This window comes from Streptomyces sp. HNM0645 (genome assembly GCF_030056615.1).
Classification (GTDB): Bacteria; Actinomycetota; Actinomycetes; order Streptomycetales; family Streptomycetaceae; genus Streptomyces; species Streptomyces marianii.
This window is the reverse complement of the sequence record NZ_JASHLT010000035.1, coordinates 49,246-71,386: the sequence shown is the minus strand read 5'-3', so window position 1 is coordinate 71,386 and position 22,141 is coordinate 49,246. Positions and strand designations below refer to the sequence as shown.

22 protein-coding genes and 2 pseudogenes are annotated in these 22,141 nt (G+C 70.8%); 6 read left to right on the top strand and 18 right to left on the bottom strand.

Going from position 1 to position 22,141, the window contains the following annotated elements:
- Positions 1 to 16 precede the first annotated feature (16 nt).
- From QMZ92_RS23440 to QMZ92_RS23415, 6 genes are all read right to left on the bottom strand, one after another.
- Positions 17 to 1,570 carry an SCO6880 family protein gene (locus QMZ92_RS23440; protein ID WP_283299393.1) on the bottom strand — a complete coding sequence of 518 codons (1,554 nt, stop codon included), beginning with the start codon at positions 1,568 to 1,570 and terminating at the stop codon, positions 17 to 19.
- The gene (locus tag QMZ92_RS23435; RefSeq protein WP_502962120.1) at positions 1,567 to 2,934 is read right to left on the bottom strand and encodes a hypothetical protein; all 1,368 of its coding nucleotides are present in this window, start codon (positions 2,932 to 2,934) and stop codon (positions 1,567 to 1,569) included. Before QMZ92_RS23435 ends, QMZ92_RS23440 begins: the two co-directional genes overlap by 4 nt.
- A complete protein-coding gene (locus tag QMZ92_RS23430; RefSeq protein ID WP_283299391.1) occupies positions 2,924 to 3,754 on the bottom strand; it encodes a hypothetical protein in 831 nt (276 codons plus the stop codon). Before QMZ92_RS23430 ends, QMZ92_RS23435 begins: the two co-directional genes overlap by 11 nt.
- A 168-nt stretch (positions 3,755 to 3,922) precedes the next feature.
- On the bottom strand, positions 3,923 to 4,231 hold the full coding sequence (locus QMZ92_RS23425) for a DUF8827 family protein (RefSeq protein WP_017945892.1): 309 nt from the start codon (positions 4,229 to 4,231) through the stop codon (positions 3,923 to 3,925).
- A gap of 363 nt (positions 4,232 to 4,594) precedes the next feature.
- A complete protein-coding gene (locus QMZ92_RS23420; protein WP_283299390.1) occupies positions 4,595 to 4,738 on the bottom strand; it encodes a hypothetical protein in 144 nt (47 codons plus the stop codon).
- Between the two features lie 157 nt (positions 4,739 to 4,895).
- Positions 4,896 to 5,687: a thioesterase family protein gene (locus QMZ92_RS23415; RefSeq protein ID WP_283299389.1), complete on the bottom strand. Its 792-nt coding sequence runs from the start codon at positions 5,685 to 5,687 to the stop codon at positions 4,896 to 4,898.
- Positions 5,688 to 5,925: 238 nt separating this feature from the next.
- Here QMZ92_RS23415 and QMZ92_RS23410 point away from each other — a divergent pair, with 238 nt between their 5' ends.
- Together QMZ92_RS23410 and QMZ92_RS23405 are read left to right on the top strand one after the other, a co-directional pair.
- Entirely contained in the window at positions 5,926 to 6,936 is a 1,011-nt protein-coding gene (locus QMZ92_RS23410) for a C40 family peptidase (RefSeq protein ID WP_283299388.1), read from the top strand.
- Between the two features lie 250 nt (positions 6,937 to 7,186).
- Positions 7,187 to 7,897, top strand: coding sequence for a phosphatase PAP2 family protein (locus QMZ92_RS23405; protein ID WP_283299387.1), 711 nt, complete (start codon positions 7,187 to 7,189; stop codon positions 7,895 to 7,897).
- 271 nt (positions 7,898 to 8,168) lie between these two features.
- On the opposite strand, the gene QMZ92_RS23400 is transcribed toward QMZ92_RS23405, so the two are convergent.
- A complete protein-coding gene (locus QMZ92_RS23400) occupies positions 8,169 to 8,324 on the bottom strand; it encodes a hypothetical protein (RefSeq protein WP_283299386.1) in 156 nt (51 codons plus the stop codon).
- 60 nt (positions 8,325 to 8,384) lie between these two features.
- On the opposite strand from QMZ92_RS23400, the gene QMZ92_RS23395 reads away from it, so the two are divergent.
- Together QMZ92_RS23395 and QMZ92_RS23390 are read left to right on the top strand one after the other, a co-directional pair.
- Positions 8,385 to 9,212, top strand: a complete 828-nt coding sequence (locus QMZ92_RS23395) for an SCO4651 family lipoprotein (protein WP_283299385.1) — start codon at positions 8,385 to 8,387, stop codon at positions 9,210 to 9,212.
- Positions 9,213 to 9,311: 99 nt separating this feature from the next.
- Complete coding sequence (locus QMZ92_RS23390; RefSeq protein ID WP_171053027.1) at positions 9,312 to 9,479, top strand: hypothetical protein; 168 nt, start codon at positions 9,312 to 9,314, stop codon at positions 9,477 to 9,479.
- 46 nt (positions 9,480 to 9,525) lie between these two features.
- Here the strand turns inward: QMZ92_RS23390 and QMZ92_RS23385 are convergent, their stop codons facing one another.
- Positions 9,526 to 9,876 (bottom strand): metal-sensitive transcriptional regulator, encoded by a 351-nt coding sequence (locus QMZ92_RS23385; RefSeq protein WP_283299384.1) that lies wholly within the window; start codon positions 9,874 to 9,876, stop codon positions 9,526 to 9,528.
- Between the two features lie 188 nt (positions 9,877 to 10,064).
- Between QMZ92_RS23385 and QMZ92_RS23380 the strand changes: the two genes are divergently transcribed.
- Entirely contained in the window at positions 10,065 to 10,685 is a 621-nt protein-coding gene (locus QMZ92_RS23380) for a DUF47 domain-containing protein (RefSeq protein WP_027731940.1), read from the top strand.
- Between the two features lie 6 nt (positions 10,686 to 10,691).
- Positions 10,692 to 11,690 carry an inorganic phosphate transporter gene (locus QMZ92_RS23375; protein WP_138054447.1) on the top strand — a complete coding sequence of 333 codons (999 nt, stop codon included), beginning with the start codon at positions 10,692 to 10,694 and terminating at the stop codon, positions 11,688 to 11,690.
- A 348-nt stretch (positions 11,691 to 12,038) separates the two neighbouring features.
- On the opposite strand, the gene pstB is transcribed toward QMZ92_RS23375, so the two are convergent.
- The 10 genes and pseudogenes from pstB to QMZ92_RS23325 all read right to left on the bottom strand — a co-directional run bounded on the left by pstB (position 12,039) and on the right by QMZ92_RS23325 (position 22,037).
- Positions 12,039 to 12,815 carry a phosphate ABC transporter ATP-binding protein PstB gene (pstB, locus tag QMZ92_RS23370; RefSeq protein ID WP_283299383.1) on the bottom strand — a complete coding sequence of 259 codons (777 nt, stop codon included), beginning with the start codon at positions 12,813 to 12,815 and terminating at the stop codon, positions 12,039 to 12,041.
- Positions 12,816 to 12,844: 29 nt separating this feature from the next.
- Positions 12,845 to 13,924 (bottom strand): phosphate ABC transporter permease PstA, encoded by a 1,080-nt coding sequence (gene pstA / locus QMZ92_RS23365; protein WP_283299382.1) that lies wholly within the window; start codon positions 13,922 to 13,924, stop codon positions 12,845 to 12,847.
- Positions 13,924 to 14,916: a phosphate ABC transporter permease subunit PstC gene (gene pstC, locus QMZ92_RS23360; RefSeq protein ID WP_283299381.1), complete on the bottom strand. Its 993-nt coding sequence runs from the start codon at positions 14,914 to 14,916 to the stop codon at positions 13,924 to 13,926. Before pstC ends, pstA begins: the two co-directional genes overlap by 1 nt.
- A 136-nt stretch (positions 14,917 to 15,052) precedes the next feature.
- On the bottom strand, positions 15,053 to 16,186 hold the full coding sequence (gene pstS, locus QMZ92_RS23355; protein ID WP_283299380.1) for a phosphate ABC transporter substrate-binding protein PstS: 1,134 nt from the start codon (positions 16,184 to 16,186) through the stop codon (positions 15,053 to 15,055).
- A 342-nt stretch (positions 16,187 to 16,528) separates the two neighbouring features.
- Positions 16,529 to 16,957 carry an NUDIX hydrolase gene (locus tag QMZ92_RS23350; protein WP_283299379.1) on the bottom strand — a complete coding sequence of 143 codons (429 nt, stop codon included), beginning with the start codon at positions 16,955 to 16,957 and terminating at the stop codon, positions 16,529 to 16,531.
- A complete protein-coding gene (locus tag QMZ92_RS23345) occupies positions 16,954 to 18,072 on the bottom strand; it encodes a CHAD domain-containing protein (protein WP_283299378.1) in 1,119 nt (372 codons plus the stop codon). The genes QMZ92_RS23350 and QMZ92_RS23345 overlap by 4 nt, the downstream gene beginning before the upstream one ends.
- Positions 18,059 to 20,281 (bottom strand): RNA degradosome polyphosphate kinase, encoded by a 2,223-nt coding sequence (locus tag QMZ92_RS23340; RefSeq protein ID WP_283299377.1) that lies wholly within the window; start codon positions 20,279 to 20,281, stop codon positions 18,059 to 18,061. The genes QMZ92_RS23345 and QMZ92_RS23340 overlap by 14 nt, the downstream gene beginning before the upstream one ends.
- Before the next feature lie 245 nt (positions 20,282 to 20,526).
- On the bottom strand, positions 20,527 to 21,294 hold the full coding sequence (locus QMZ92_RS23335; RefSeq protein WP_502962119.1) for an ABC-2 membrane transporter-related protein: 768 nt from the start codon (positions 21,292 to 21,294) through the stop codon (positions 20,527 to 20,529).
- Positions 21,242 to 21,646: pseudogene (locus QMZ92_RS23330) on the bottom strand (ATP-binding cassette domain-containing protein); the annotation flags it as partial. The pseudogene QMZ92_RS23330 and the gene QMZ92_RS23335, both read right to left, overlap by 53 nt.
- Positions 21,643 to 22,037 (bottom strand): annotated as a pseudogene (locus QMZ92_RS23325) (GntR family transcriptional regulator). The pseudogenes QMZ92_RS23325 and QMZ92_RS23330, both read right to left, overlap by 4 nt.
- Positions 22,038 to 22,141 lie beyond the last annotated feature (104 nt).

The window sequence follows — 22,141 nt, the reverse complement described above, 5'->3', positions numbered from 1 at the left end:
CGGTGCGTGTCAGCCGCTATCGGCGGATGCCGGTGGCGAACGGCAGCGTGTTCACAAAGGCCCGGTGGTGCTCGCGGTCGCACCACTCCAGCTTCAGGTACGACTTGCCCGCCGAGGCCCTGATCGTGCGCTTGTCCCTGGCCAGGGCTTCGGGCGTACGCGACGACACAGTGATGTACCCGACGAGATTGACGCCTGCCGCGCCGCTGGCGAGATCTTCACCCCGCTGGTCGAGTCGGCCGTGTGCGGCGATGTCGCGGGGGTCGACGGTGCGGTTCATCTTGGCGGCGCGACTGGCCTCGGCCTCGTCGTTGGTCTTCTCGGTGAGCATGCGCTCGATGGCGACCTCCGTGGGTTCGAGGTCCATGCAGACGGCCACGGTGCGGATCACATCCGGTGTGTGGACGAGCAGCGGGGCGAGGAAGTTGACGCCGACCGGTGTCATCGGCCACTCCTTCACCCAGGCCGTGGCGTGGCACCAGGGGGCACGGGTGGCGGACTCGCGGGTCTTGGCCTGGAGGTAGGTGGGTTCCATCGCGTCGAGTTCGGCGGGCCAGGCGTTGCGCTTGGTCATGGCCTGGATGTGGTCGATGGGGTGGTCCGGGTCGTACATGGAGTGCACGAGGGAGGCGAGCCGGGCCTGGCCGAGCGGCTGGCGGACACGGATGTCGGCCTCGGCGAGGCGGGCGCAGATGTCGGTCAGTTCGCGCGCCATGACGACGGCGAGGCCGGCGTCCTTGTCGAGGCGCTTGGCGCCGGTGGCCTGACGGGCGGCGCGGGCCATGGCGTGCGCCTCGGCGGCCAGCTCCCGGGTGTAGTGCATGCAGGCGACGAGGTAGGCGCGGTGTTGCTCGCTGGAGGTGGAGACCATCGACTGGAGCTGGTCGTAGGACTGCTGGAGCCAGGCGGGGGAGCCCGCGTCGCCGCGTTGGGCGACGTCCTTGGCGTGGGCGTCGGGGTCGGCGGGCAGGGTGCGCGCGAGCATCTGAAGGCGCGTCACGAAGCCGTCGCCGTTGGCGACGTGCTTCAGCAGCGTGCCGAAACGGTCCACCAGGGCTTCCTGGTCCTCGCTGTCGCGCAGGCCGACGCCGGGGCCCTCGATCTCGATGGCGGCGGTGACGGTGCGCCGGTCGGCGTGGAGCAGTACGGCGATCTCGTCCGGGCCGAACGGGGCGGCGAGCCAGTTGATGCGGCCGATGCCGGGCGGGGGGCCGATCTCGACCTCGCGGCCGTCGACGCGGGTGCCGGCCTCCATGGCGCCGGAGCGGTAGACGGTGCCCTGGCGCAGGGTGCGTTTGTAGCTGCGGTTGATCTCGTACCAGCGGTAGAAGGTGCGCTGCTTGTACGGCACGTACACGGCGGCCAGCGCGAGCAGCGGGAAGCCCGTGAGCAGCACGATGCGCAGGGACAGGACGGGCACCAGCAGTCCGCTCATCATGCCGAGGAACGCGCCGGCGATGATCAGGACGATCTCGCCCGTCTCGCGGTTCTTGCCGATGATCGCGTTCGGCCGGGCCCGGCCGATGAGATACGTGCGGCGGGGCGCGATGGCCGGGGACTGCGTCGTCAACGCCCTCCACCTCCTGTGCTTCCTGTGCTCGTGCCGGTGGTGCTGCCGGAGTTCCTGCGGTGGCTGTGCGGGGTGCTGCCCGGGCCTCCGCTACGGGGCGGAGGCGCGGCGGAGGGGACGGATCCGCCGCCCCCGCCCGCAGCACCCGTTCCGGCCCCGCGTGCGCTGTGGGCGGCGACTCCGCCGGCGACCGGGCTCGGGGCGCTGCCGCCTCCCGAGCCGCCCCCGCCCTGCTGGTGGGTGCGGCTGCTGTGGGTCTTGATGCCCTGCGAGACGAGGGCGGCGGGTGAACTGATGACGGCGGCGGCCTTGTTCTCGGCGCTGTTCTGGAGTCGGTTGTTGCGGGACGCGGCGATCTCGTCGCCGAACCCGGGAACGAAACGGTAGATCATCGCGGACGCGAAGATCGCGAGCAGGATGATGGCGAGTCCCGTGACGACGGCGGAGAAGGAGTTCGGACCGTCGTCGGCGGAGAGGGCTCCGGCGAGGCCGAGCACGATGACGATGACCGGTTTGACGAGGATCACCGCGATCATGATCCCGGCCCAGCGGCGGACGTGGCCCCACATGTTCTTGTCCACGAGCCCCGAGTACACGACGACGCCGAGCAGGGCGCCGACGTACAGGAGGACGGCGCGGAGGAACAGCTCCAGGTAGAGGATGCCGGCGGCGACGATGGTCACCAGCGACACGACGATCAGCATGATCGGCCCGCCGCCGATGTCGTCGCCCTTCTGCAGCGCCTCCTTGAAGCTGCCGAAGAAGACGTCGGTCTGGCCGCCGGTGCCCTGGGCGATCACGTCGGTGATCGAGTCGGTAGCGGACACGAGTGTGTAGAGGATCAGCGGGGTGAAGGCGGAGGCGAGGACCGTGAGCCAGAGGAAGCCGATGGCCTCGGAGACCGCGGTGGTGAGTGGGACGCCGCGGACGGCGCGCTTGGCGACCGCCAGCAGCCAGAGGAGGAGGGTGAGGAAGGTGGCGGCGGCGAAGACCACGGCGTACTGGCCGAGGAAGGTCGTGTTGGTGAAGTCCACTTCGGCGGTGGACTTCACGGCCTTGGAGAGGGTGTCCACGACCCAGGCCGCGGCGTCGGCGCAGCCGCGGGCGAGGGAGGAGAGGGGGTCGAGGGCGCCGGCGGGGTCGTCGAGCGAGGGGGCGCGGCGGGCGGCTCCGCCGGATTCGCCGGTTTCGCAGTAGTCGCGGGCGGGGCCATGGATCAGATCGCACGGGTTGTTGCTGCCGCTCGGGCTGGGCGACGGCGTGGGGGCAGCGGACGCCTGCGAGGCCTGTGCGAGCACGGATGCCTGGACTGCCGCGAGTAGCGTGGCCACGGCTCCGGCATGTCGGATCCAACTAGCGGGCATATGTAAACCCTCCGTACCCGTTCACGGCGTCAGCGATTTCGTCCGCGCTGGAGGCCCTGGTATCCCCACCGATCGGTGCGGGACCGTCCTTCTGGGTGTGGGTGACGGTCTTCCAGTCGTTGCCGATCCATGCCAGTTCCATGGAGATCGTGAACCAGCTGTCCGTGACCGGATTCCTGGAACCCTCGCCCGCGAGGCCGATCAGACCGGTGCACCAAACCTGGACCGAGGCCTTGTCGCCGGTGAACTCGATGGCTCTGGTCCCGATGGGGGAGGTTCGCGAGATGAAGGTGAATCCCTGAGGAGTCGATCCGTCCTCGTTCAGGCCGACGTTCTTGAAGAAGTTGGGTGAGTAGGCCTGATCGAGCGTCTTCCTGAAGGTGCTGACGGAGGCAGGCGCGATGATGCTCTGCAGGACCTGGTCGCGCTTCGCTTTGTCGAACATGTCGGCGGAACCGAGCGCCACCGCGTAGTTCGCCGCCGCGCTCTGTGCCCCCTGTTCGTCCCTCGCGTACCCCGCGGGGATGCCCGCGTGCCTGCCCGCGACCGGGCGGATGCCCGTCGCCGCCGTCGGGGCCGTGCCCTTGGCCGTGTCGGTGGTTCTGGGGGTGTCCGTGCCGTCGCCGCGGTTGGCGAAGGCGATGGCGGCGACGAGGAGGACTACCACGCCGACGACCGTGACGAGGGAGCGGGAGTTGCGGGTGGGTCGGCGGGCGCCGCCGTAGACGTCGCCGGTGCCGCCCTCGGGGAGGCGGGTGCGGGTCTGGCCCGTGCCGCCGGCGCCGCTGTCGAAGCCGTCGGTCTCGTCGTCGTAGCTCATGCCGCGTGCTCCCCCTCAGCCGTGTGCCTTGCCGTGCCGTAGTACGACGGTAGCCCTGCTGTTCTCCGTACGGGCGGGGTGTGGTGACTCGACATCAGGGGGACGCAACCTCTGCCGGTGGGCGCGACGGACGGGTGGTGTCGGGAACGGGCGATGCGGTGCGGAGGGTCAGACGGCCATTCCGTACACGATGGTGAACAGGGTCCCCAGCGACCCGATGATGAAGACGCCGGTCAGGCCGGCGACGATCAGGCCCTTGCCCTGTTCCGCGCTGAACGTGTCGCGGAGGGCCGTGGCGCCGATGCGCTGCTTCGCCGCTCCCCAGATCGCGATGCCCAGGCAGAGCAGGATGGCGACGGCCATCACGACCTCGATCATCACGCGTGCCTCGTTCCCGAGGCTGCCGAAAGGCCCCCAGTTCGGAGCGATTCCGCCGATGATGGTGGTGATGTCGCCCTTCTCAGCCGCCAGGTACATATAACTCACCGCCCCTGTTGGGTAGTTGTCCGCCCCTGCCCCACGGCACAGGCCATCGCTCTATCTTCGCTGATGAAACCGTCCGCGTGCGCCGACTTGGCGGCTCTCTTTGCACGATCCGCGCACGGATGCCCGTCCGGCCGCTCTGACCTGCGGTGGCTCGTGCGGCCGGGTCGAGCGTGAGGACACGTTTCGTCACTCTGTGTATCACGGAGCGTGACTTCGGGCAATGACTGTCGTTGTGGCACCCAAGGTGTGAATCCGGCGCCGGGGTGCTCGCCGGTGCGCGACGGGAGCGGCTGACTTGGGGCATGGGCGCGGGGCGGCGCCGGAGTGCGGCGCCGCCCCGTGTGTGGGGGTCGGTCAGCGGTTGGCGACCATGTAGCCGAGCAGCCCGATGGCCACGGCGATGAGGGCGATGACGGTCACGGCGGCGATGGTTCCCCCGGCGTCGCCATTGCGGCCCGCCGTCTTGACGCCCGTCCCCGCGTTCTGAAGGTTCTGCACTTGTTGCTCCTGGTGCTGGTCGTCCCGCCGTCGGTCGAACGGCGGGATGGTGCACAGCCTTCCCGGCTGCGTGACACAGCGTAACCATGGCAGGTCCGGGCCATATTTCCGGGGTCGGTCGGGGCCTGACCGTGCCGTCGTGTCCCGGTGGTCGGCCTCAGCGAGGGGCGACGAAGAGGCTTTGGGCGCTGCGGCCGATCGGGCCCTTCTCGTCGTGCAGCCGGGCGTCCGCCAGCCCGATGCCGGCCGGGTCGACGCTCGTGCGGGCCTCGACGCAGGCCCATTCGCCGACCGGGTACCGGTGCAGATGGACCGTCAGATCGGCGTTGACGAACACGTGGCGCTCGAAGTCGAGGACGTTGCTGATGCCGTTGCCGGAGTCGGCGGCGACCAGGACGCGGTCCAGCGGGCGGATCTCCTCGCCCGCGACGAGCGGCATCCTCATCCGCATCCAGCAGGTTCCGGGGCCCTGCTCCCGGAAGGTCCCCTCGGTGAACCGGGTCTCCATGGACGTGTGGTAGCCGACGTCCCACGGCACGCCGAAGAAGGGCGTCTCGGCGGTCCCCCCGGGGGACGGTACCTGAGGTCCCTCGGCAACCGCCGGTCCCGGCTCGGCGAGCGTGCGGACGCGCAGACCGCGGGCGAACATCACCGGCGTCCCGTCCTCGGGCGCGAGTGCCGACTCGACGATCTCCACGCTGCGCCCGGTTCGCAGAACGGTCGTGGTGATCTCCAGCGGCCGGATCGGAACGGGGCGGACGATCTCGTACGTCATGCGCGCGAGCCGCATGTCGGTGCGTGCGCCCGGCCGCTCCTCCATGGCGCGGCCGAGCAGCGCCGCCGGCGGGCCGGCGTGCTGCGATCCGGCGTCCCAGGGGCCGCGGGTGTGCTCGGTCGGCGCGAAGCGGTTCTCGGAGATCCGCTCGTAGAACGCCTGGTGTTCCCCCATGACGGGCCGCCTCTCGCAGACATGTGTGCGAGCCACACGTTACCTGCGGGTAACCGTCCGGAACAGCCCCGGCTCACCCTCCGCCCGGCCGCCCACCTCCTCGGTCCGCTCGGGCGGGCCCTCCGGCCGGAGCCCGCCGCACCGTGCTTCACCGACCCCCTTGTGCGCCCCCTGAACCGGGTCCTCCCCACCTACACTGACGAGCGGTGGACTGCCGTGCGGCGGAGGGTGATTGACGGTGCGTAAGGCGTGGCTCGTCGCGGGCGGGGCCTTCGGGCTCTGTCTGAGCTTCCTCGCCCTGCTCGTCGTCGGGACCTTCTCCGCGGCCGCCGGGCTCGGGGGCGGCGCGAAGGGGGCCGTGGCGCTGGCCAAGGGAGCCGTGCCGGCCCTGTACCAGCCGCTGGTGCAGAAGTGGGGCAACCTGTGCCCGGCCATCAACCCGGCGCTGCTCGCCGCGCAGCTGTACCAGGAGTCCGGCTGGAACCCGCGGGCCCAGAGCCATGCCGCCGCACAGGGCATCGCCCAGTTCATCCCCGGCACCTGGGCGGCGCACGGCGTCGACGGGGACGGTGACGGCGACCGCGACGTGTGGGACCCGGCGGACGCCATTCCGTCGGCGGCCTCGTACGACTGCAAGCTCGCGGGGTACGTGAAGAAGGCGCCCGGCGACCCGACGGACAACATGCTCGCCGCGTACAACGCGGGCGCGTACGCCGTGATCAAGTACGGCGGTGTCCCGCCGTACAAGGAGACCCGGAACTACGTGAAGGTCATCCGGACGCTGGAGAAGAGCTTCGCCAGGCCGGTGGGGCGGGTGGAGCCGTCGCGGCAGGCGGCCGGGGCCATCTACTTCGCGCAGCAGAAGCTCGGCACGAAGTACCTCTGGGGCGGGAACGGGACGCCGGAGCAGGGGGGCCGGTTCGACTGCTCCGGCCTGACGCAGGCCGCGTACCGCACCGTCGGGATCGAGCTGCCGCGCGTGGCCAACGACCAGTACAACGCGGGGCCGCATCCGTCGAGGGACGAACTGCTCCCCGGGGACCTGGTGTTCTTCTCCGACGACCTGACCGACTCACGGGCCATCAGGCACGTCGGGCTGTACGTCGGCGGGGGCTATATGATCAACGCTCCGTACACCGGGGCGGTGATCCGTTTCGACAAGATCGACACCCCGGACTACTTCGGTGCGACGCGGGTGACCAAGGACGGTGCCGAGGCGCTGCCGACTCCGCCACGGCCCGCCGCCTGACGGCTGGCTGACGGTGCGTCGTCCCTGGCCGGAGTTCTCCGCCGAGCCCCGGACCGGACTGCGACGGCGCATCACTCTTCGATAACGTCATGGTGATCGTTTCGTGGAGAGTGGAACGTACGCGCGGAGCGGGTCGTTCCCTGGACCGGAGCAGTACGTACACACCGCACCGACCACGGGGGTCTCACGGAATGCGGCGCACACGGGCGTGCGCCGTGGCTTTCGACACACAGGCAAGGGGCCGCAGCAGATGGCTGGACTCGCACTCGACGGCGTGAATCCGGATGTCGGCCTGCTCTACGACATCAACGGACTGGCCCGGTCGGCTCCGCCGTGGTTCGACCGCGTCATGGGATTCGTCGGCGAGTACGGCATCATGCTCGCCCTCGTCCTCGTGGCGCTGTGGTGCTGGTGGAGCGTGCGCCGACGGGGCACGGCCGAGGACTCGGTCGCCGGGGTCGCCGCGCTGGTCTGGGCACCCCTGGCCGCCGGCCTAGCCCTGCTGGTCAATGTGCCGATCCGCGGGTTCGTGGAACGGCCGAGACCGTTCCTGGACCATCAGGGGCTCGAGGTCCTGGTCGCCGGCAAGACCGACTTCTCCTTCGTCAGCGACCACTCCACGATGGCGATGGCCATCGGCGTCGGGGTGTTCGTCGCGAACCGCCGCTTCGGGTTCGCGGCGATCGGCCTCGCTCTCGCCGAGGGCTTCTGCCGGGTGTACATGGGCGTCCACTACCCGACCGACGTCGTCGGCGGGTTCGCGCTCGGCACGGCCGTGGTGCTGCTCCTCGCCCCGCCGGCGCAGGCCCTGCTCACCCCGCTGGTGTCGGCGGTCTCCCGTTCGGGTGTCGCGGGCCGACTCGTGCGGTCGCGCCGGGCGGTGACGCAGGACCAGCAGCACGAGCTGCTCGACATTCCGGAGCCCGCCGTCCGGCCCGGGCGCAACGACCTGGCGGCGTAGCCGGACGGGGCCCCTCCGGCGCGCTCGCCCGGCCCCCGGCCCCGGATCCCCCTGACTTGCCAGGCGCGCCCGCCGGTTCCCGACCGTCTCCGAACTCTCGGCCCGCCGGCCGCCCGGTTCCCGTCTGCTCGGCGCGCCCGCCGGTTCCCGACCTCCCGCACGAGCGACGATCGCGGCCTTACCGACCGGCGGGACCGGTTCCGTCCGGGCGTTCCGGTCGATCGCCCCCGGTCTCCGGGCGGTTGGGGGTGCCGGGCGGGCCGAGTGCTTCTCAGGCCCCGGTGGGCGTCGGCGTCTCATGCCCCCTCGCGTCGATGCGGGCGCGTTCCCGGGAGCGACGGGCGGGTCCCGTCCAGCCGCAGGAGCAGCGGGCCAGCGCGAACGAACCCCGTTCGACGGTCGTGGTGTGGTGGGCGGACGTGCGCACCCTTCCACGGTACCGGTCGTTATGCGGGACAGCGGCGAGCGTGTTGGGGGTTGACAGGCGATGGTGGTGCAGCAGCACTGGCTCAGGCGCGGCGCATGTGCCGCTGCCGCCGTGATGGGCGTGACCGGGACCGCGGGCTGCTCGGGCGGCGGGGACGCCGTCGCCGACGCCCGAGCCGGTGCGGATCCCCTCCTCAGTGTCAGGAAGGCCGCCGACGTACTGGCCGAGGCCGGTACGGCGAAGGCCCGCACCGCCATGGAGACGGTCGCCGGCGGGACCCGGGTCACCATCCGCGGCGAGGGTGGGTACGACTTCCGGCGTGCCATGGGCCGGCTCCGCGTGGTCCTCCCCAACGACCCGGCCGGATCCAGCGGTCATCAGCCGATCACCGAGCTGCTCGCTCCCGGTGCCCTGTACATGAAGGACCGAGGTGCCGGGGTGCCGCCGGACAAATGGGTGAGGGTGGACACGACCACGCTGACGGACGGCAATCTCGTCACCGGCGGTGCGACCGACCCGGCCGCCGCGGCCGAGTTGCTGCGCGGGGCGCGGAGTGCGACCGTCGTCGGGCACGAGGATCTGGCGGGGGTGCGGGTCACCCACTACCGCGGCACCACGGACCTCGCGCACGCCGCGAGGGCCGCGTCCCCGCACGCGCGGGGGGCGCTCGCCGCGGCGGCGAAGGGGTTCGCCCAGGACGCCGTGCCCTTCGACGCCTATCTCGACTCCGAGGGGCGGCTGCGCAAGGTGCGCCACCAGTTCAGCTTCGCGAACCAGGGCAGAACGGTCGCCGTGGCCTCCACGACCCTGCTGTACGAGTTCGGTGCCCCCGTCGTGGTGCGCCTCCCCGGCCGGGGCGACATCTACGCCGGCCGCGTCCGGATGTAGGCACCGGGGGGTCGGTAAATGGTCCGGACGTGCCATGCGCGGTGTGTATCCCGCTCCCTACGCTAGGAAGCCGACACCGGCCGGAAGAGGTGAATGCACGTGGCTCCCGCCAGTACGCCGACAGTCCAGGACCACGTCGCCCTCGCCGAGATCGAGTTGTGCGGTGAGTTGATGATCGCGGCCTCGGCGGCGGACGGGGAACGGCTCAGCCCCGACCGGATCGACGAGGTGCTCAACGTCCACGTCATCATGACCGACGGCGAGTGAGGCCGGCCGGCGCGACCGCCGAGACCGGCCCCCCGGCGGGCGGGGGTCACGTCCGCATCATGCGGGCGATCGCCTTCGTCGCCTCCTCGACCTTCGCGTCGATCTCGTCGCCGCCCTTGAGTGCGGCGTCGGCGACGCAGTGGCGCAAGTGCTCTTCCAGCAGCTGCAGTGCGAAGGACTGCAGCGCCTTCGTGGAGGCGGAGACCTGCGTGAGTATGTCGATGCAGTACGTGTCCTCGTCGACCATGCGCTGCAGTCCGCGGATCTGGCCCTCGATCCGGCGCAGCCGCTTGAGGTGCTCGTCCTTCTGCTTGTGGTAGCCGTGGACGCCCTGGTCGTGGCTGGATTCCTCGTGAGCTGCGACCGGAAGTCCGCCGGTCGTGTCCGTGGTCGTCATCGGTCCTCCCGCAGACCTGTCCGGTATACCCCTCGTGGGTATATGGTACCGATCCCTGGCGGTTCGGGCAGGGCCCCGTGCTGCTCCCTCTTCTCCATGGGCGACACTGAGGGGACGCCGGTTAGTCGTGGCCGGACGATGCGCCTAGCATCAGCCTGACCGAAGACCCAGTACCCCGAGGACCCCACGTGCGATTTCGTCTGACCCCCAGGGAGACGAGCTTCTACGACATGTTCGCCGCGTCCGCGGACAACATCGTCACGGGCTCGAAACTCCTGATGGAACTGCTCGGAGCGGACGGTCCCGCCCGTGCCGAGATCGCGGAACGGATGCGCGCAGCGGAGCACGCCGGGGACGACGCCACCCATGCGATCTTCCACCAGCTGAACTCCTCGTTCATCACGCCCTTCGACCGTGAGGACATCTATTCCCTCGCGTCGTCGCTGGACGACATCATGGACTTCATGGAGGAGGCCGTCGATCTCGTCGTCCTCTACAACATCGAGGAGCTGCCGAAGGGTGTCGAGCAGCAGATCGAGGTGCTGGCCCGGGCCGCCGAGCTGACGGCGGAGGCCATGCCGCACCTGCGGACCATGGACAACCTCACCGAGTACTGGATCGAGGTGAACCGTCTGGAGAACCAGGCGGACCAGATCCACCGCAAGCTCCTCGCCCACCTCTTCAACGGCAAGTACGACGCCATCGAGGTCCTCAAGCTCAAGCAGATCGTCGACGTTCTCGAGGAGGCCGCGGACGCGTTCGAGCACGTGGCCAACACGGTGGAGACCATCGCGGTCAAGGAGTCCTGAGCGGACGTGGACACCTTCGCGCTGGTCGTGACCATCGGGGTCGCGCTCTTCTTCACGTACACCAACGGCTTCCACGACTCGGCGAACGCGATCGCCACCTCCGTGTCGACGCGTGCCCTGACACCGCGCGCCGCCCTGGCGATGGCCGCGGTGATGAACCTCGCGGGCGCGTTCCTCGGCAGCGGCGTCGCCAAGACCGTCAGCGAGGGCCTGATCGAGACGCCCAAGGGCGACCGGGGCATGGGCATCCTGTTCGCGGCGCTGGTCGGCGCGATCATCTGGAACCTGATCACCTGGTACTTCGGTCTGCCCTCGTCGTCCTCGCACGCCCTCTTCGGCGGCATGGTGGGTGCGGCGCTGGCCGGAGGCACCGAGGTCATCTGGGGCGGGGTGCTCGACAAGGTCGTCATCCCGATGTTCGTCTCCCCCGTGGTCGGTCTGCTCGTCGGCTACCTCGTGATGACCTCGATCATGTGGATCTTCCGGCGGGCCAACCCGGCGAAGGCGAAGCGAGGCTTCCGTATCGCCCAGACCGTGTCCGCGGCGGGCATGGCCCTCGGCCATGGTCTCCAGGACGCGCAGAAGACCATGGGCATCGTGGTGATGGCGCTGGTCATCGCCGATGTCGAGGACTACGGCGACCCCATCCCGGTGTGGGTGAAGGTCGTCTGTGCGGTGATGCTGTCGCTCGGTACCTACGCGGGCGGCTGGCGCATCATGCGGACCCTCGGCCGCAAGATCATCGAGCTGGACCCGCCGCAGGGGTTCGCGGCGGAGACGACCGGTGCGTCGATCATGTTCGGCTCGGCGTTCCTCTTCCACGCGCCGATCTCCACGACGCATGTGATCACCTCGGCGATCATGGGTGTCGGGGCGACGAAGCGGGTGAACGCGGTGCGGTGGGGCGTCGCGAAGAACATCGTGATGGGGTGGTTCATCACGATGCCGGCCGCGGCGTTCGTCGCCGCGCTGAGCTTCTGGATCGTGAACCTGGCCTTCGGCTAGCACCGCGTGGGGCCGAGGCCGTCCCTGGCATGACGTCTCGCGTGCGCCGCGCCCCGTTCCGGGGCGCGGCGTTTGCATGCCGCGGCCGGTGTGTGTCCGTCTTCGAACTCCCCCGGACCTGGTCCCGAGGGCCCGACGGGCCGGGCGTGGTGTGCGGCCCGCACCGGGCGTGCGCCTCCGGTGGCGAAGGGGCTGGGCCGTGGGCGTACGCGCGACGCCCCCGTGCACGGAAGGCGGACCCCGCAGACCGGGGGCGGCAAGACGTCGGCCCCCGCTCGGATGAGAGGGGGCCGACCGCTCGCCCTGCGGTGGCACCGCCATGCAGCACCGCAGGGCAGTACGGGGTGCTCAGCCGAAGCGGCCCGAGATGTAGTCCTCGGTCGCCGGGACGGACGGGTTGGAGAAGATCCGCTCCGTCTCGTCTATCTCGATGAGCTTGCCGGGCTGACCGACCGCCGAGAGGTTGAAGAACGCCGTGCGGTCGGAGACGCGAGCCGCCTGCTGCATGTTGTGCGTCACGATGACGATCGTGAAGCGCTCCTTCAGCTCGCCGATCAGGTCCTCGATCGCCAGCGTGGAGATCGGGTCGAGCGCCGAGCAGGGCTCGTCCATCAGCAGGACGTCCGGCTCGACGGCGATCGCGCGGGCGATGCACAGACGCTGCTGCTGACCGCCGGAGAGGCCCGAGCCGGGCTTGTTGAGGCGGTCCTTGACCTCGTTCCAGAGGTTGGCGCCCTTGAGTGAGCGCTCGACGACGTCGTTGAGCTCGTTCTTCCTGTACGAGCCGTTCAGCCGCAGGCCGGCCGCGACGTTGTCGAAGATCGACATCGTCGGGAACGGGTTGGGGCGCTGGAACACCATGCCGACGGTGCGCCGCACCGCGACGGGGTCGACGTCCTTGCCGTACAGGTTCTCGTCGTCCAGCATCACCTTGCCCTCGACCCGGCCGCCGGGGGTGACCTCGTGCATGCGGTTCAGGGTGCGCAGGAACGTCGACTTGCCGCAGCCGGAGGGGCCGATGAAGGCCGTCACCGAGCGGGGCTCCACGGTCATCGAGATGTCCTCGATCGCCTTGTGGGAGCCGTAGAAGGCGGACAGTCCGCTGATGTCGATTCGCTTGGCCATTACTCAGTCACTTCCAAATCGCCGCGCGCTCAGCGGCCGGTCTTCGGGGCCTTCCAGCGGGCGATGCCGCGGGCCACCAGGTTGAGGATCATGACGAAGGCGATCAGCACCAGGGCCGCTGCCCAGGCGCGGTCGTACGACGCCTCGCTGCCGACCCGGTACTGCTCCCAGATGTAGAAGGGGAGCGAGGACTGGGCGCCTTCGAAGGGGTTGGTGTTGATCAGCTGACTGCCGAATACGAGCAGCATGATCGGCGCGGTCTCACCCGCGATGCGGGCGACGGCCAGCATCACACCGGTCGAGATGCCGCCCACGGCGGTCGGGATGACGACCTTGGTGATCGTCCGCCACTTCGGGACGCCGAGGGCGAGGGAGGCCTCGCGCAGCTCGTTCGGGACGAGCTTGAGCATCTCCTCGGTGGACCGGACGACGACCGGGATCATCAGGATGGTCAGGGCGAGTGAGCCCATGAACCCGGACGGGGCCCAGCCGGCCAGCAGCATGATCGAGAGGATGAAGAGGCCGGCGACGATCGACGGGATGCCGGTCATGACGTCGACGAAGAAGGTCACGGCCTTGGCCAGGCCGCCCTTGCCGTACTCCACCAGGTAGACGGCGGTCAGCAGGCCGACGGGCACGGAGATCAGGGTCGCGAGACCGACCTGCTCCAGGGTGCCGATCAGGGCGTGGTACACGCCGCCGCCGGGCTCGAAGCCGGGGACGCCGGCCATCGAGTGGGTGAGGAAGTAGCCGTCGAGGGCCTTCAGACCGCGGCTGACCGTGACCCAGATCAGGGAGAACAGCGGGACCACTGCGAGGACGAAGCACACCCAGACGACGCTGGTGGCGAGGCGGTCCTTCGCCTGGCGGCGGTTCTCGACGGCCGAGGTGGTGGCGTAGGAGATGGCGACGAACAGCAGGGCGGAGACCAGGCCCCACTGGACGCGGCTCTCCCAGCCTGCGGCCACGCCGAGGCCGCAGCCGAGGGCGACGGAGACGACCGCGAAGGCGGGCTGGGCCCAGCGGGGCAGTCCGCGGCGGCTCAGGGTGTTCCCCCGACGGGGGGTGGGCTCGGTGGCGCGGGTGTCCTTGATGGTTGCGTGGCTCATCAGGCGTTCGCCCCCGAGTATTCCTTGCGGCGCGCGATGATCAGCCGTGCGGCGCCGTTGACCAGCAGGGTGAGCACGAAGAGGACCAGACCGGAGGCGATCAGGGCGTCCCGGCCGAACTCGTTGGCCTCGTCGAACTTCGCGGCGATGTTCTGGGCGAACGTTCCGCCGCCCGGGTCCAGGACGTGGAGCGAGATGAGGAAGCTCGGGGAGAGCACCGTGGCGACGGCCATCGTCTCGCCGAGCGCGCGGCCGAGGCCAAGCATCGAGGCGGAGATGACGCCGGAGCGGCCGAAGGGGAGCACCGACATGCGGATGACCTCCCAGCGGGTGGCGCCGAGCGCGAGCGCGGCCTCCTCGTTCATCCGCGGGACCTGGAGGAAGACCTCGCGGCTCACGCTGGTCACGATCGGCAGGATCATGATCGCGAGCAGGATGCCGACGGTGAAGAGGGAGCGGGCGACGCCGACCTCGGTCTTGTCGAAGACGTACGTCCAGCCCAGGTACTCGTCGAGCCAGAGGTTCAGCCCCCCCAGGTAGGGGACGAGGAAGAGGGCTCCCCAGATGCCGTAGATGATCGACGGCACGGCGGCCAGCAGGTCGACCACGTAGGCGAGCGGGGCGGCGAGTCGGCGGGGTGCGTAGTGGGAGATGAAGAGGGCGATGCCGACGGCGATCGGGACCGCGATGGCCATCGCGATGATCGAGCTGACGACGGTGCCGAAGAGCAGGACGGCGATGCCGAAGACGGGCGGGTCGCCCGCGGGGTTCCAGTCGAAGGTGGTGAGGAAGTTGCCTTCGTCCTTGGATATGGCCAGGGCCGCGCGGTAGCCGAGGAACACGGCGATCGACGCCATGATCGCGAGCAGCAGGATGCCCGATCCACGGGAGAGGCCAAGGAAGACCTTGTCCCCCACGCGGCCGGTGGACGCGGCGCGGCGGGTGGCGGCCGGAGGTACCGGTGGTGTCTCTGTGGGTGTGGTGGAAGCCATGATCTTTCCGGTCTGGGTGGGGGAAGGGCCCGCGGGTCGCGGTTCCCCTGGCGGCGGTGCACCGGAGGGTGACGGCGGGGAGGCCGGCCCGGAGTGGTTCTCGGGGCCGGCCGTCGCCGTCGCGGACGCCGGTCGGTTACGAGAGGCCGTTGACCGTCTCGCGGACCTTGGCGTTGATCTCGGTCGGAATCGGGGCGTAGCCGGCGTCGGTGAGGATCTTCTGGCCCTCGTCCGAGGCCGCGTAGCTGAGGAAGGACTTGACCGTGCCGAGCGTCTCGGGCTTGTTGCCCGTGTCGCAGACGACCTCGTAGGTCACCAGGACGATCGGGTAGGCGCCCTCGGCCTTGGTGGTGTAGTCGAGGTCGAGCGCCAGGTCCTTGCCGGTGCCCTTGATCTTGGCGGCGGCGATGGCCTTGGACGCGTTCTCGGAGGTGGCCTCGGCCGGCGCGGAGGCGCCGGTGTCGATCGAGACCGCCGGGATGTCCTGCGACTTGGCGTAGGACAGCTCGAAGTAGCCGATGGCGCCCGGGACCTGCTTGACCTGGGCCGCGACGCCGGAGGAGCCCTGGGCCGCCTGGCCGCCCGGGGCGGGCCACTTCTTCTCGGCCTCGTACTTCCAGTCGTTCGGGGCGGCCTTGCCGAGGTACTTGCCGAGGTTCTGGGTGGTGCCGGAGTCCTCGGAGCGGTGGAAGGCCTGGATGGTGGTGTCGGGGAGCTCGACGCCCGGGTTCAGCTTGGCGATCGCCGGGTCGTTCCACTTCTTGATCTTCGTGTCGAAGATCTTGGCGACGGTCGGGGCGTCCAGGACGAGGCTGTCGACGCCGGGCAGGTTGTAGCCGATGGCGACCGGACCGCCGACCATGGGCAGGTTGATGCCCTGGCCGGTCTTGCAGACCTTCTTGGACTCGGCGACCTCATCGGGCTTCAGGGCCGAGTCCGACCCGGCGAAGCCGACGGTGCCCTGGTTGAAGGCCACGATGCCCTCACCGGAGGAGGAGGACTTGTAGTTGACCTCGACGCCGGTGCAGGCGGCCATGTAGTTCTTGACCCACAGGTCCATGGCGTTCTTCTGCGCGCTGGAACCGGACGCCATCAGTTGGCCCTTGGCCTCGTCGCACTTGATGTTCGACGCGGCACTCGTCTTCTCGCCGGTGCCGCCGGTGCCGCCGGTGTTGTCGTCCGAACCACACGCCGTGAGGACCAGGGCGCCGGACACGGCGAGGGCGCCGAGCGCGGTGGCGCGAAGCCCGTTCTTGCGCTGAAGCTTCACTTTCGGGTGTTCCTTCCAGAAGCCGCCGGGTCGCGGACGGGGCTCGGTCTGCCTTCGTCGTTCTACGGCGGCGTGTGTCGGGGTGGGTGGCGCGGCACTCTGCCGGTCACCGGGTAAGCCCGAAATTAGGCAGATCAGGTGAAGCGGCCGACGGGGCGTGGTGAACGGGAGGTGAACCCTGCCGGACAAAGAAGTTCCGCCTTTATCGGGGCGTGACCTCGGGCTCCGGCGGGCAGTCGCGGGCCGGGCTCGGCGGCTTCGCACGCCCGGCCCGGTGGCGCGACCGGGGCCCGGTGCCGGGGTTGCGCGGCTCCTGCGCGGGGCGCGGTGCTCGATCCCTGGTCAGCGGGTGTCGATGGCCTTCAGCAGGGCGTCGACGAGGGTCCGGTCGCGCGGCTCGGTGATCCGGCGGCGGGCGGCGTCCGGGGACAGCCAGGCGATGCGGTCGACCTCGTGGCCGGGGGTGAAGTCACCCGGCGAGGGGGCTTCGGCGGCCCAGTAGCTGACCTGCTTGGGGCGGCCGGCGACGAGATAGCGGACCGTCGGCAGGACCGGGCCCGGCACCCCCTGGTGTCCGGTCTCCTCGCGGACCTCGCGCAGGGCCCCCTCAAGTGCCGGCTCGCCCTGCTTGAGCTTGCCCTTCGGGTGCGACCAGTCGTCGTACCTGGGGCGGTGGACCAGGCAGATCTCTATTCCTCCCGCCGTCTGCGGGGAGCGGCGCCACAGGACGCAGCCGGCCGCGAGGACGGTGCCGTCGGGGGCGGTGCTCATGGCGTGGCCAGCGCGTGCTCGTCCCGGGGTCCGTCCGGTCCGGGAGGCGATTCCCGCCATGTCCGCTGGAAGGCGAAGCGGGCGGCCTCGACCTCGTGGCGCTGGTCGGCGTGGAGCACGCCGAGGGCGTACGCGGTGGCAGGCGCGATGCGGGGCGTGCGGGCCGCCGAGGCGGCGGCCGCGGCCGCCTCGGCGGCGTCGTGGTGCCGGTCGAGGGTGCGGCCCGCGGCGGTGAGCCGCCGACCGGGGCCGGTGCCGTCTTTCGCATACAGCACCTCCTGGGCGTAGCGGTGGAGCCGCAGCAGGTGCCGCACCTGGTGCCAGGGAGCGTCCTGCGCCTCGCCGGCGGAGGCGGTGGCGAGGCCGTGGACCAGGGCTTCCGCGTTGTACGGGTGGGCCGCGCGGGTCAGCGGCAGCGCGGTGACCGCGTCGAGCAGCCTGCGCTCGGCGACCTCCGCGTGCGTCGCGAGGGCGGCGCCGGGCGCCCCGGCGGGGGCCAGCGGTACCTCGGAGGCGAGCAGGGCGACGGCGTCCGCGACCGCGTGGAACCGTGAGGAGCCGAGTGCCTGGAGGGCGGCGGAGTGGGCCCGGGTGCGGCCGAGCGTCAGCTGCCGCTCCAGCAGTGCCCCGGCGCGGGCGCCGCCCACGGTGAGGGCGCCGCGGACGGGCCGTTCGGTCACGGGTGGCCGTTCGGCGGGGACCGCGGGAGCGCCGTCCGCCGGCGCGACCGCCCGGGCGTCGCCGTCCGCGGCCCGGGCGGTCGGGACCGGCTGGGTGCCCGAGAGTCGGGCCAGGGCCTCGAGCAGCCGGGTCAGCCGTGCCGTACAGGCGTGTTCCTCGGCGAGGACGCCGGACAGCCAGGCGAGCTCGGTGCGCAGCTGGTCCGCCCAGGCCTGGTCCAGCAGGGAACGGAAGGTGTGGAGCGTGCCGCGGATGCGGCGTGCCGCCCGCCGCAGGGCCCTGGCGGCCTCCGCCGCTCCCTGCGTGTCCGCACCGCTTTCGCCGTGCAGCCGCAGACTGCGGAGGAAGTCGCCGGCCTGTTCCTGCAGATATCCGGCCAGGACCTGGTCGGCGCCGGCCCCCCGCGGCGCCAGGGGAAGGTCATGGTTGTGCACGCCGGCGCCTCCGGGCGTCTATGAGCATCTCCTGGATGTGCCGCAGTGGCTGCCCGTCCGCGTCCGTGGCATGACGGCTCCACTCGCCGTCCGGGCCGAGGTGCCAGGACGAGATGGAGTCGGACATTCCGGTCTCCAGCAGCCGGGTCAGGGCCGCGCGGTGGGCCGGGTCGGTGACCCGGACGAGTGCCTCGATACGGCGGTCGAGGTTGCGGTGCATCATGTCGGCGCTGCCGAACCACACCTCGGGTTCGCCGCCGTTGCCGAAGGCGAAGATCCGGGAGTGCTCGAGGAAACGGCCGAGGACGGAACGGACCCGTATGTTCTCGGACAGGCCCGGGACGTCCGGCCGGATCGCGCAGATCCCGCGGACCCACACGTCGACCGGGACACCGGCCCGGGACGCGCGGTACAGGGCGTCGATGACGGCCTCGTCGACCATCGAGTTGACCTTGATGCGGACGTACGCGGGGCGGCCGGCCCGGTGGTGGACGATCTCCTTGTTGATCCGGGCGACGAGTCCGTCGCGCAGCGACTTCGGGGCGACGAGCAGCCGGCGGTACGTCTCGCGGCGCGAGTACCCGGAGAGCCGGTTGAACAGGTCGGAGAGGTCGGCGCCGACCTGCGGGTCCGCGGTGAGCAGACCGAGGTCCTCGTACAGCCGGGCGGTCTTGGGGTGGTAGTTGCCGGTGCCGACGTGCGAGTAGCGGCGCAGGACGTCGCCCTCCTGGCGCACCACGAGCGACAGCTTGCAGTGGGTCTTCAGGCCGACGAGGCCGTAGACCACGTGGCAGCCCGCCTCCTCCAGCTTCCGGGCCCACTTGATGTTGGCCTGCTCGTCGAAGCGGGCCTTGATCTCCACGAGGACGAGGACCTGCTTGCCGGACTCGGCGGCGTCGATCAGGGCGTCCACGATCGGCGACTTGCCTGAGGTCCGGTACAGCGTCTGCTTGATCGCGAGGACGTCCGGGTCGGCCGCCGCCTGCTCCAGGAACGCCTGGACGGAGGTGGAGAAGGAGTCGTACGGGTGGTGCAGGAGTACGTCCCGCTCCCGCAGCGCGGCGAAGATGTCGGGCGCCGACGCCGACTCGACCTCGGCGAGGTCGCGGTGGGTGCCGGCGATGAACTTCGGGTACTTCAGCTCGGGCCGGTCGAGCGAGACGATCCCGAACAGGCCCGTCAGATCCAGCGGGCCGGGCAGCGGGTAGACCTCGGATTCGGAGATCTTCAGCTCCCGGACGAGCAGGTCCAGCACGTACGGGTCGATGGACTCCTCGACCTCCAGCCGGACCGGCGGGCCGAAGCGGCGGCGCAGCAGCTCCTTCTCCAGGGCCTGGAGGAGGTTCTCGGCGTCGTCCTCCTCGACCTCGAGGTCCTCGTTCCTGGTCACCCGGAACATGTGGTGCGCGAGCACCTCCATGCCGGGGAACAGCTCCTCCAGGTGGGCCGCGATGACGTCCTCAAGCGGCACGTACCGCTGGGGCGAGGCCTCCAGGAAGCGGGACAGCAGCGGCGGCACCTTCACCCGGGCGAAGTGGCGGTGGCCGCTGACCGGGTTGCGGACGACCACGGCGAGGTTCAGCGACAGGCCCGAGATGTAGGGGAAGGGGTGCGCGGGGTCCACGGCCAGCGGAGTGAGCACCGGGAAGATCTGCTGGCGGAAGAGGGTGAACAGGCGGGCCTGCTCCTTCTCCGTGAGCTCGGGCCAGCGGATGAGGTGGATGCCCTCGTCGGCGAGGGCCGGGGCGACGTCCTGCTGGAAGCAGGCGGCGTGCCGGGCCATGAGCTCGCGGGAGCGGTTCCAGATCAGCTCCAGGACCTCGCGGGGCTGCAGTCCGGAGGCCGAGCGGGTGGCGACGCCGGTCGCGATGCGGCGCTTCAGTCCGGCCACCCGGACCATGAAGAACTCGTCCAGGTTCGAGGCGAAGATCGCCAGGAAGTTCGCCCGTTCGAGGAGCGGTGTGGCGGGGTCCTCGGCGAGTTCCAGGACCCGTTCGTTGAACGCTAGCCAGCTGCGCTCGCGGTCCAGGAAGCGTCCCTGGGGCAGCTCCGCGTCCTCGGGTTGGGCCTCGTAGGCGTCGAGGTCGGCGTCGATGTCGGGCTCCAGGTCGGATACCGCGCCCGACACCGTGTGGGGGCGGTGCGCGGCGATGGATCCGACGGACGGCTGGGCGTTCTGGACCGGTACCTCGGCGGGCTGCTGGCTCATGGACCCATTGTTCCGCGCAAAGGGGTGACCGGTCGCGCCGGAGCGGGGCCTGGTGGGGTGGGAACGCCCGTTCCGCGGGGCGGGGGGCACAGCGGGCTGCATTCCGTGAGGGTTGCAAGGGTCGCTGAATGGCCGGTAACGAGAACATGACGTACGGGATACCCGCCGGGCATCTCGTGTGTCGTGCCACCGCCCGAGCGGTGGTGGTGACCCCCGTCCACCACGGGCGCGCGGGCGGCGAGTTGTCAGCCGTGCCGCCGACGCAGCACGGCGAACGCCGCGTACCTGGCCACGGCCGCGAGTGCCGGCACGATGCCCGGCTCGACGAGCTGGATCGGCCAGAAGTGGGCGGGCGGGTGGTAGACGGCGTACCACTCGCGGATCCCGGGAGGACAGTAGGCGGACGTCCCCGTCCGGGTCCAGCACTCCGGGACGCGCTCCCCGGCGGGGGTCACCAGGCCGTACTCGATCTGCCAGGCACCGTTGCCGAGCTCACCCCGCGACTTCCTCCACACGATCTGCGCCGTCGGCCACAGGCGGTCTCTCAGGCCGTCGAAGGCCAGCCATACGAAGCCGGTGAACCCGAGGGCGAGGGCCCCGGCGGGGAGGGCGCGCCGCTGCAGCAGGCCCGCGAGCGCGCTGGCCGCGAGGGCGAGCGGTCCGTACGCGAGGACCGAAGGGCCCAGGGTCAGGAAGACGTCCGTGTAGTACCAGCGGTCGCCGATCAGATTCCCGGGCCCCGCGCGCCGGGCCCACCGGTAGAGCAGGGACAGCACCGTGCGTCCTGCGTCCAGCGGCCAGCAGCGCGCCGGGCCAGCGAGCCAGCGGGCCGGGGGGACGGACCGGGTCCAGGCGCGAGCCCGGCCGTACCGCGTTCCAGCTCCGAGCCGAAGAGGGCGGTACCCGCGTAGAACGCCACCGGGAGAGGCAGCCAGGCGATCGCGCCGGCGGCGGAGCTCAGGTGCGCTGGCCGCCGGAGAGCGTACGGACGTGGGCGGCCGGGTCGAGTTCACCGGCGTCGACGATCCGCGCGGCGGCGCCGTCGTCCCAGCGGCCGGGGTTGAGCTCACGGCCCAAGCGCAGGGTCTCGGCGATGGTGAGCTGGGGGAACAGCGGCTTGTCCTGGCCGACGTAGGCGAGCCGTTCACGAGCGGCCGCGGGGTCGGTGCCGAGGATGCGGACGCTGCCCTCGGTCGGACGAAGCAGGCCCGCCGCGAGCGCCGGCAGTGTGGACTTGCCCGCTCCGTTTGGGCCCACGAGGGCGCAGATACGGCCCGCGGGAAGCCGGAAGGAGCAGTGGCGCAGGGCCCATCGGCGCCGGAAGCTCCTGCCGGGTCCGGTCGCCTCGATGGCGGTGTCGGTCATGTGTCGTCCCCCTGGGGATGCGTGAAGTGCTCGTCCAGTACCGCGGTGAAGAGCGCGGCCACGTCCTCGCGGTCCAGTCCCGCCGCGCGGGCGCGCGCCGCCCAGTCGGCGAGTTCGCCGCGCAGGGGGTGTCGGCGCCCGCGGCGCCGAGCGTCCGGCGGACGAACGTGCCGAGCCCGCGGCGGGCTTCGACCAGGCCGTCGCGCTCCAGCTCCCGGTAGGCCTTCAGCACCGTGTTCGGGTTGATGGCGGTCGCTTCCACCACTTCACGGGCCGTCGGCAGCCGGTCGCCGGGCCGGAGCAGGCCGAGTCGCAGGGCCTGCCTCGTCTGCTGGACGATCTGGAGGTAGGTGGCGATGCCGCTGCGCCGGTCGATCCGGTAGTCGAGCACGTTCACCACCCTTTCACTAATCAAGTAGTGAAAGGTGGGTGCGAGAGAGGGGGCGGTGTCAACCGCCCCCTGCTTCCGCCTCCGTGCGGACGTGCCGGTCTCCG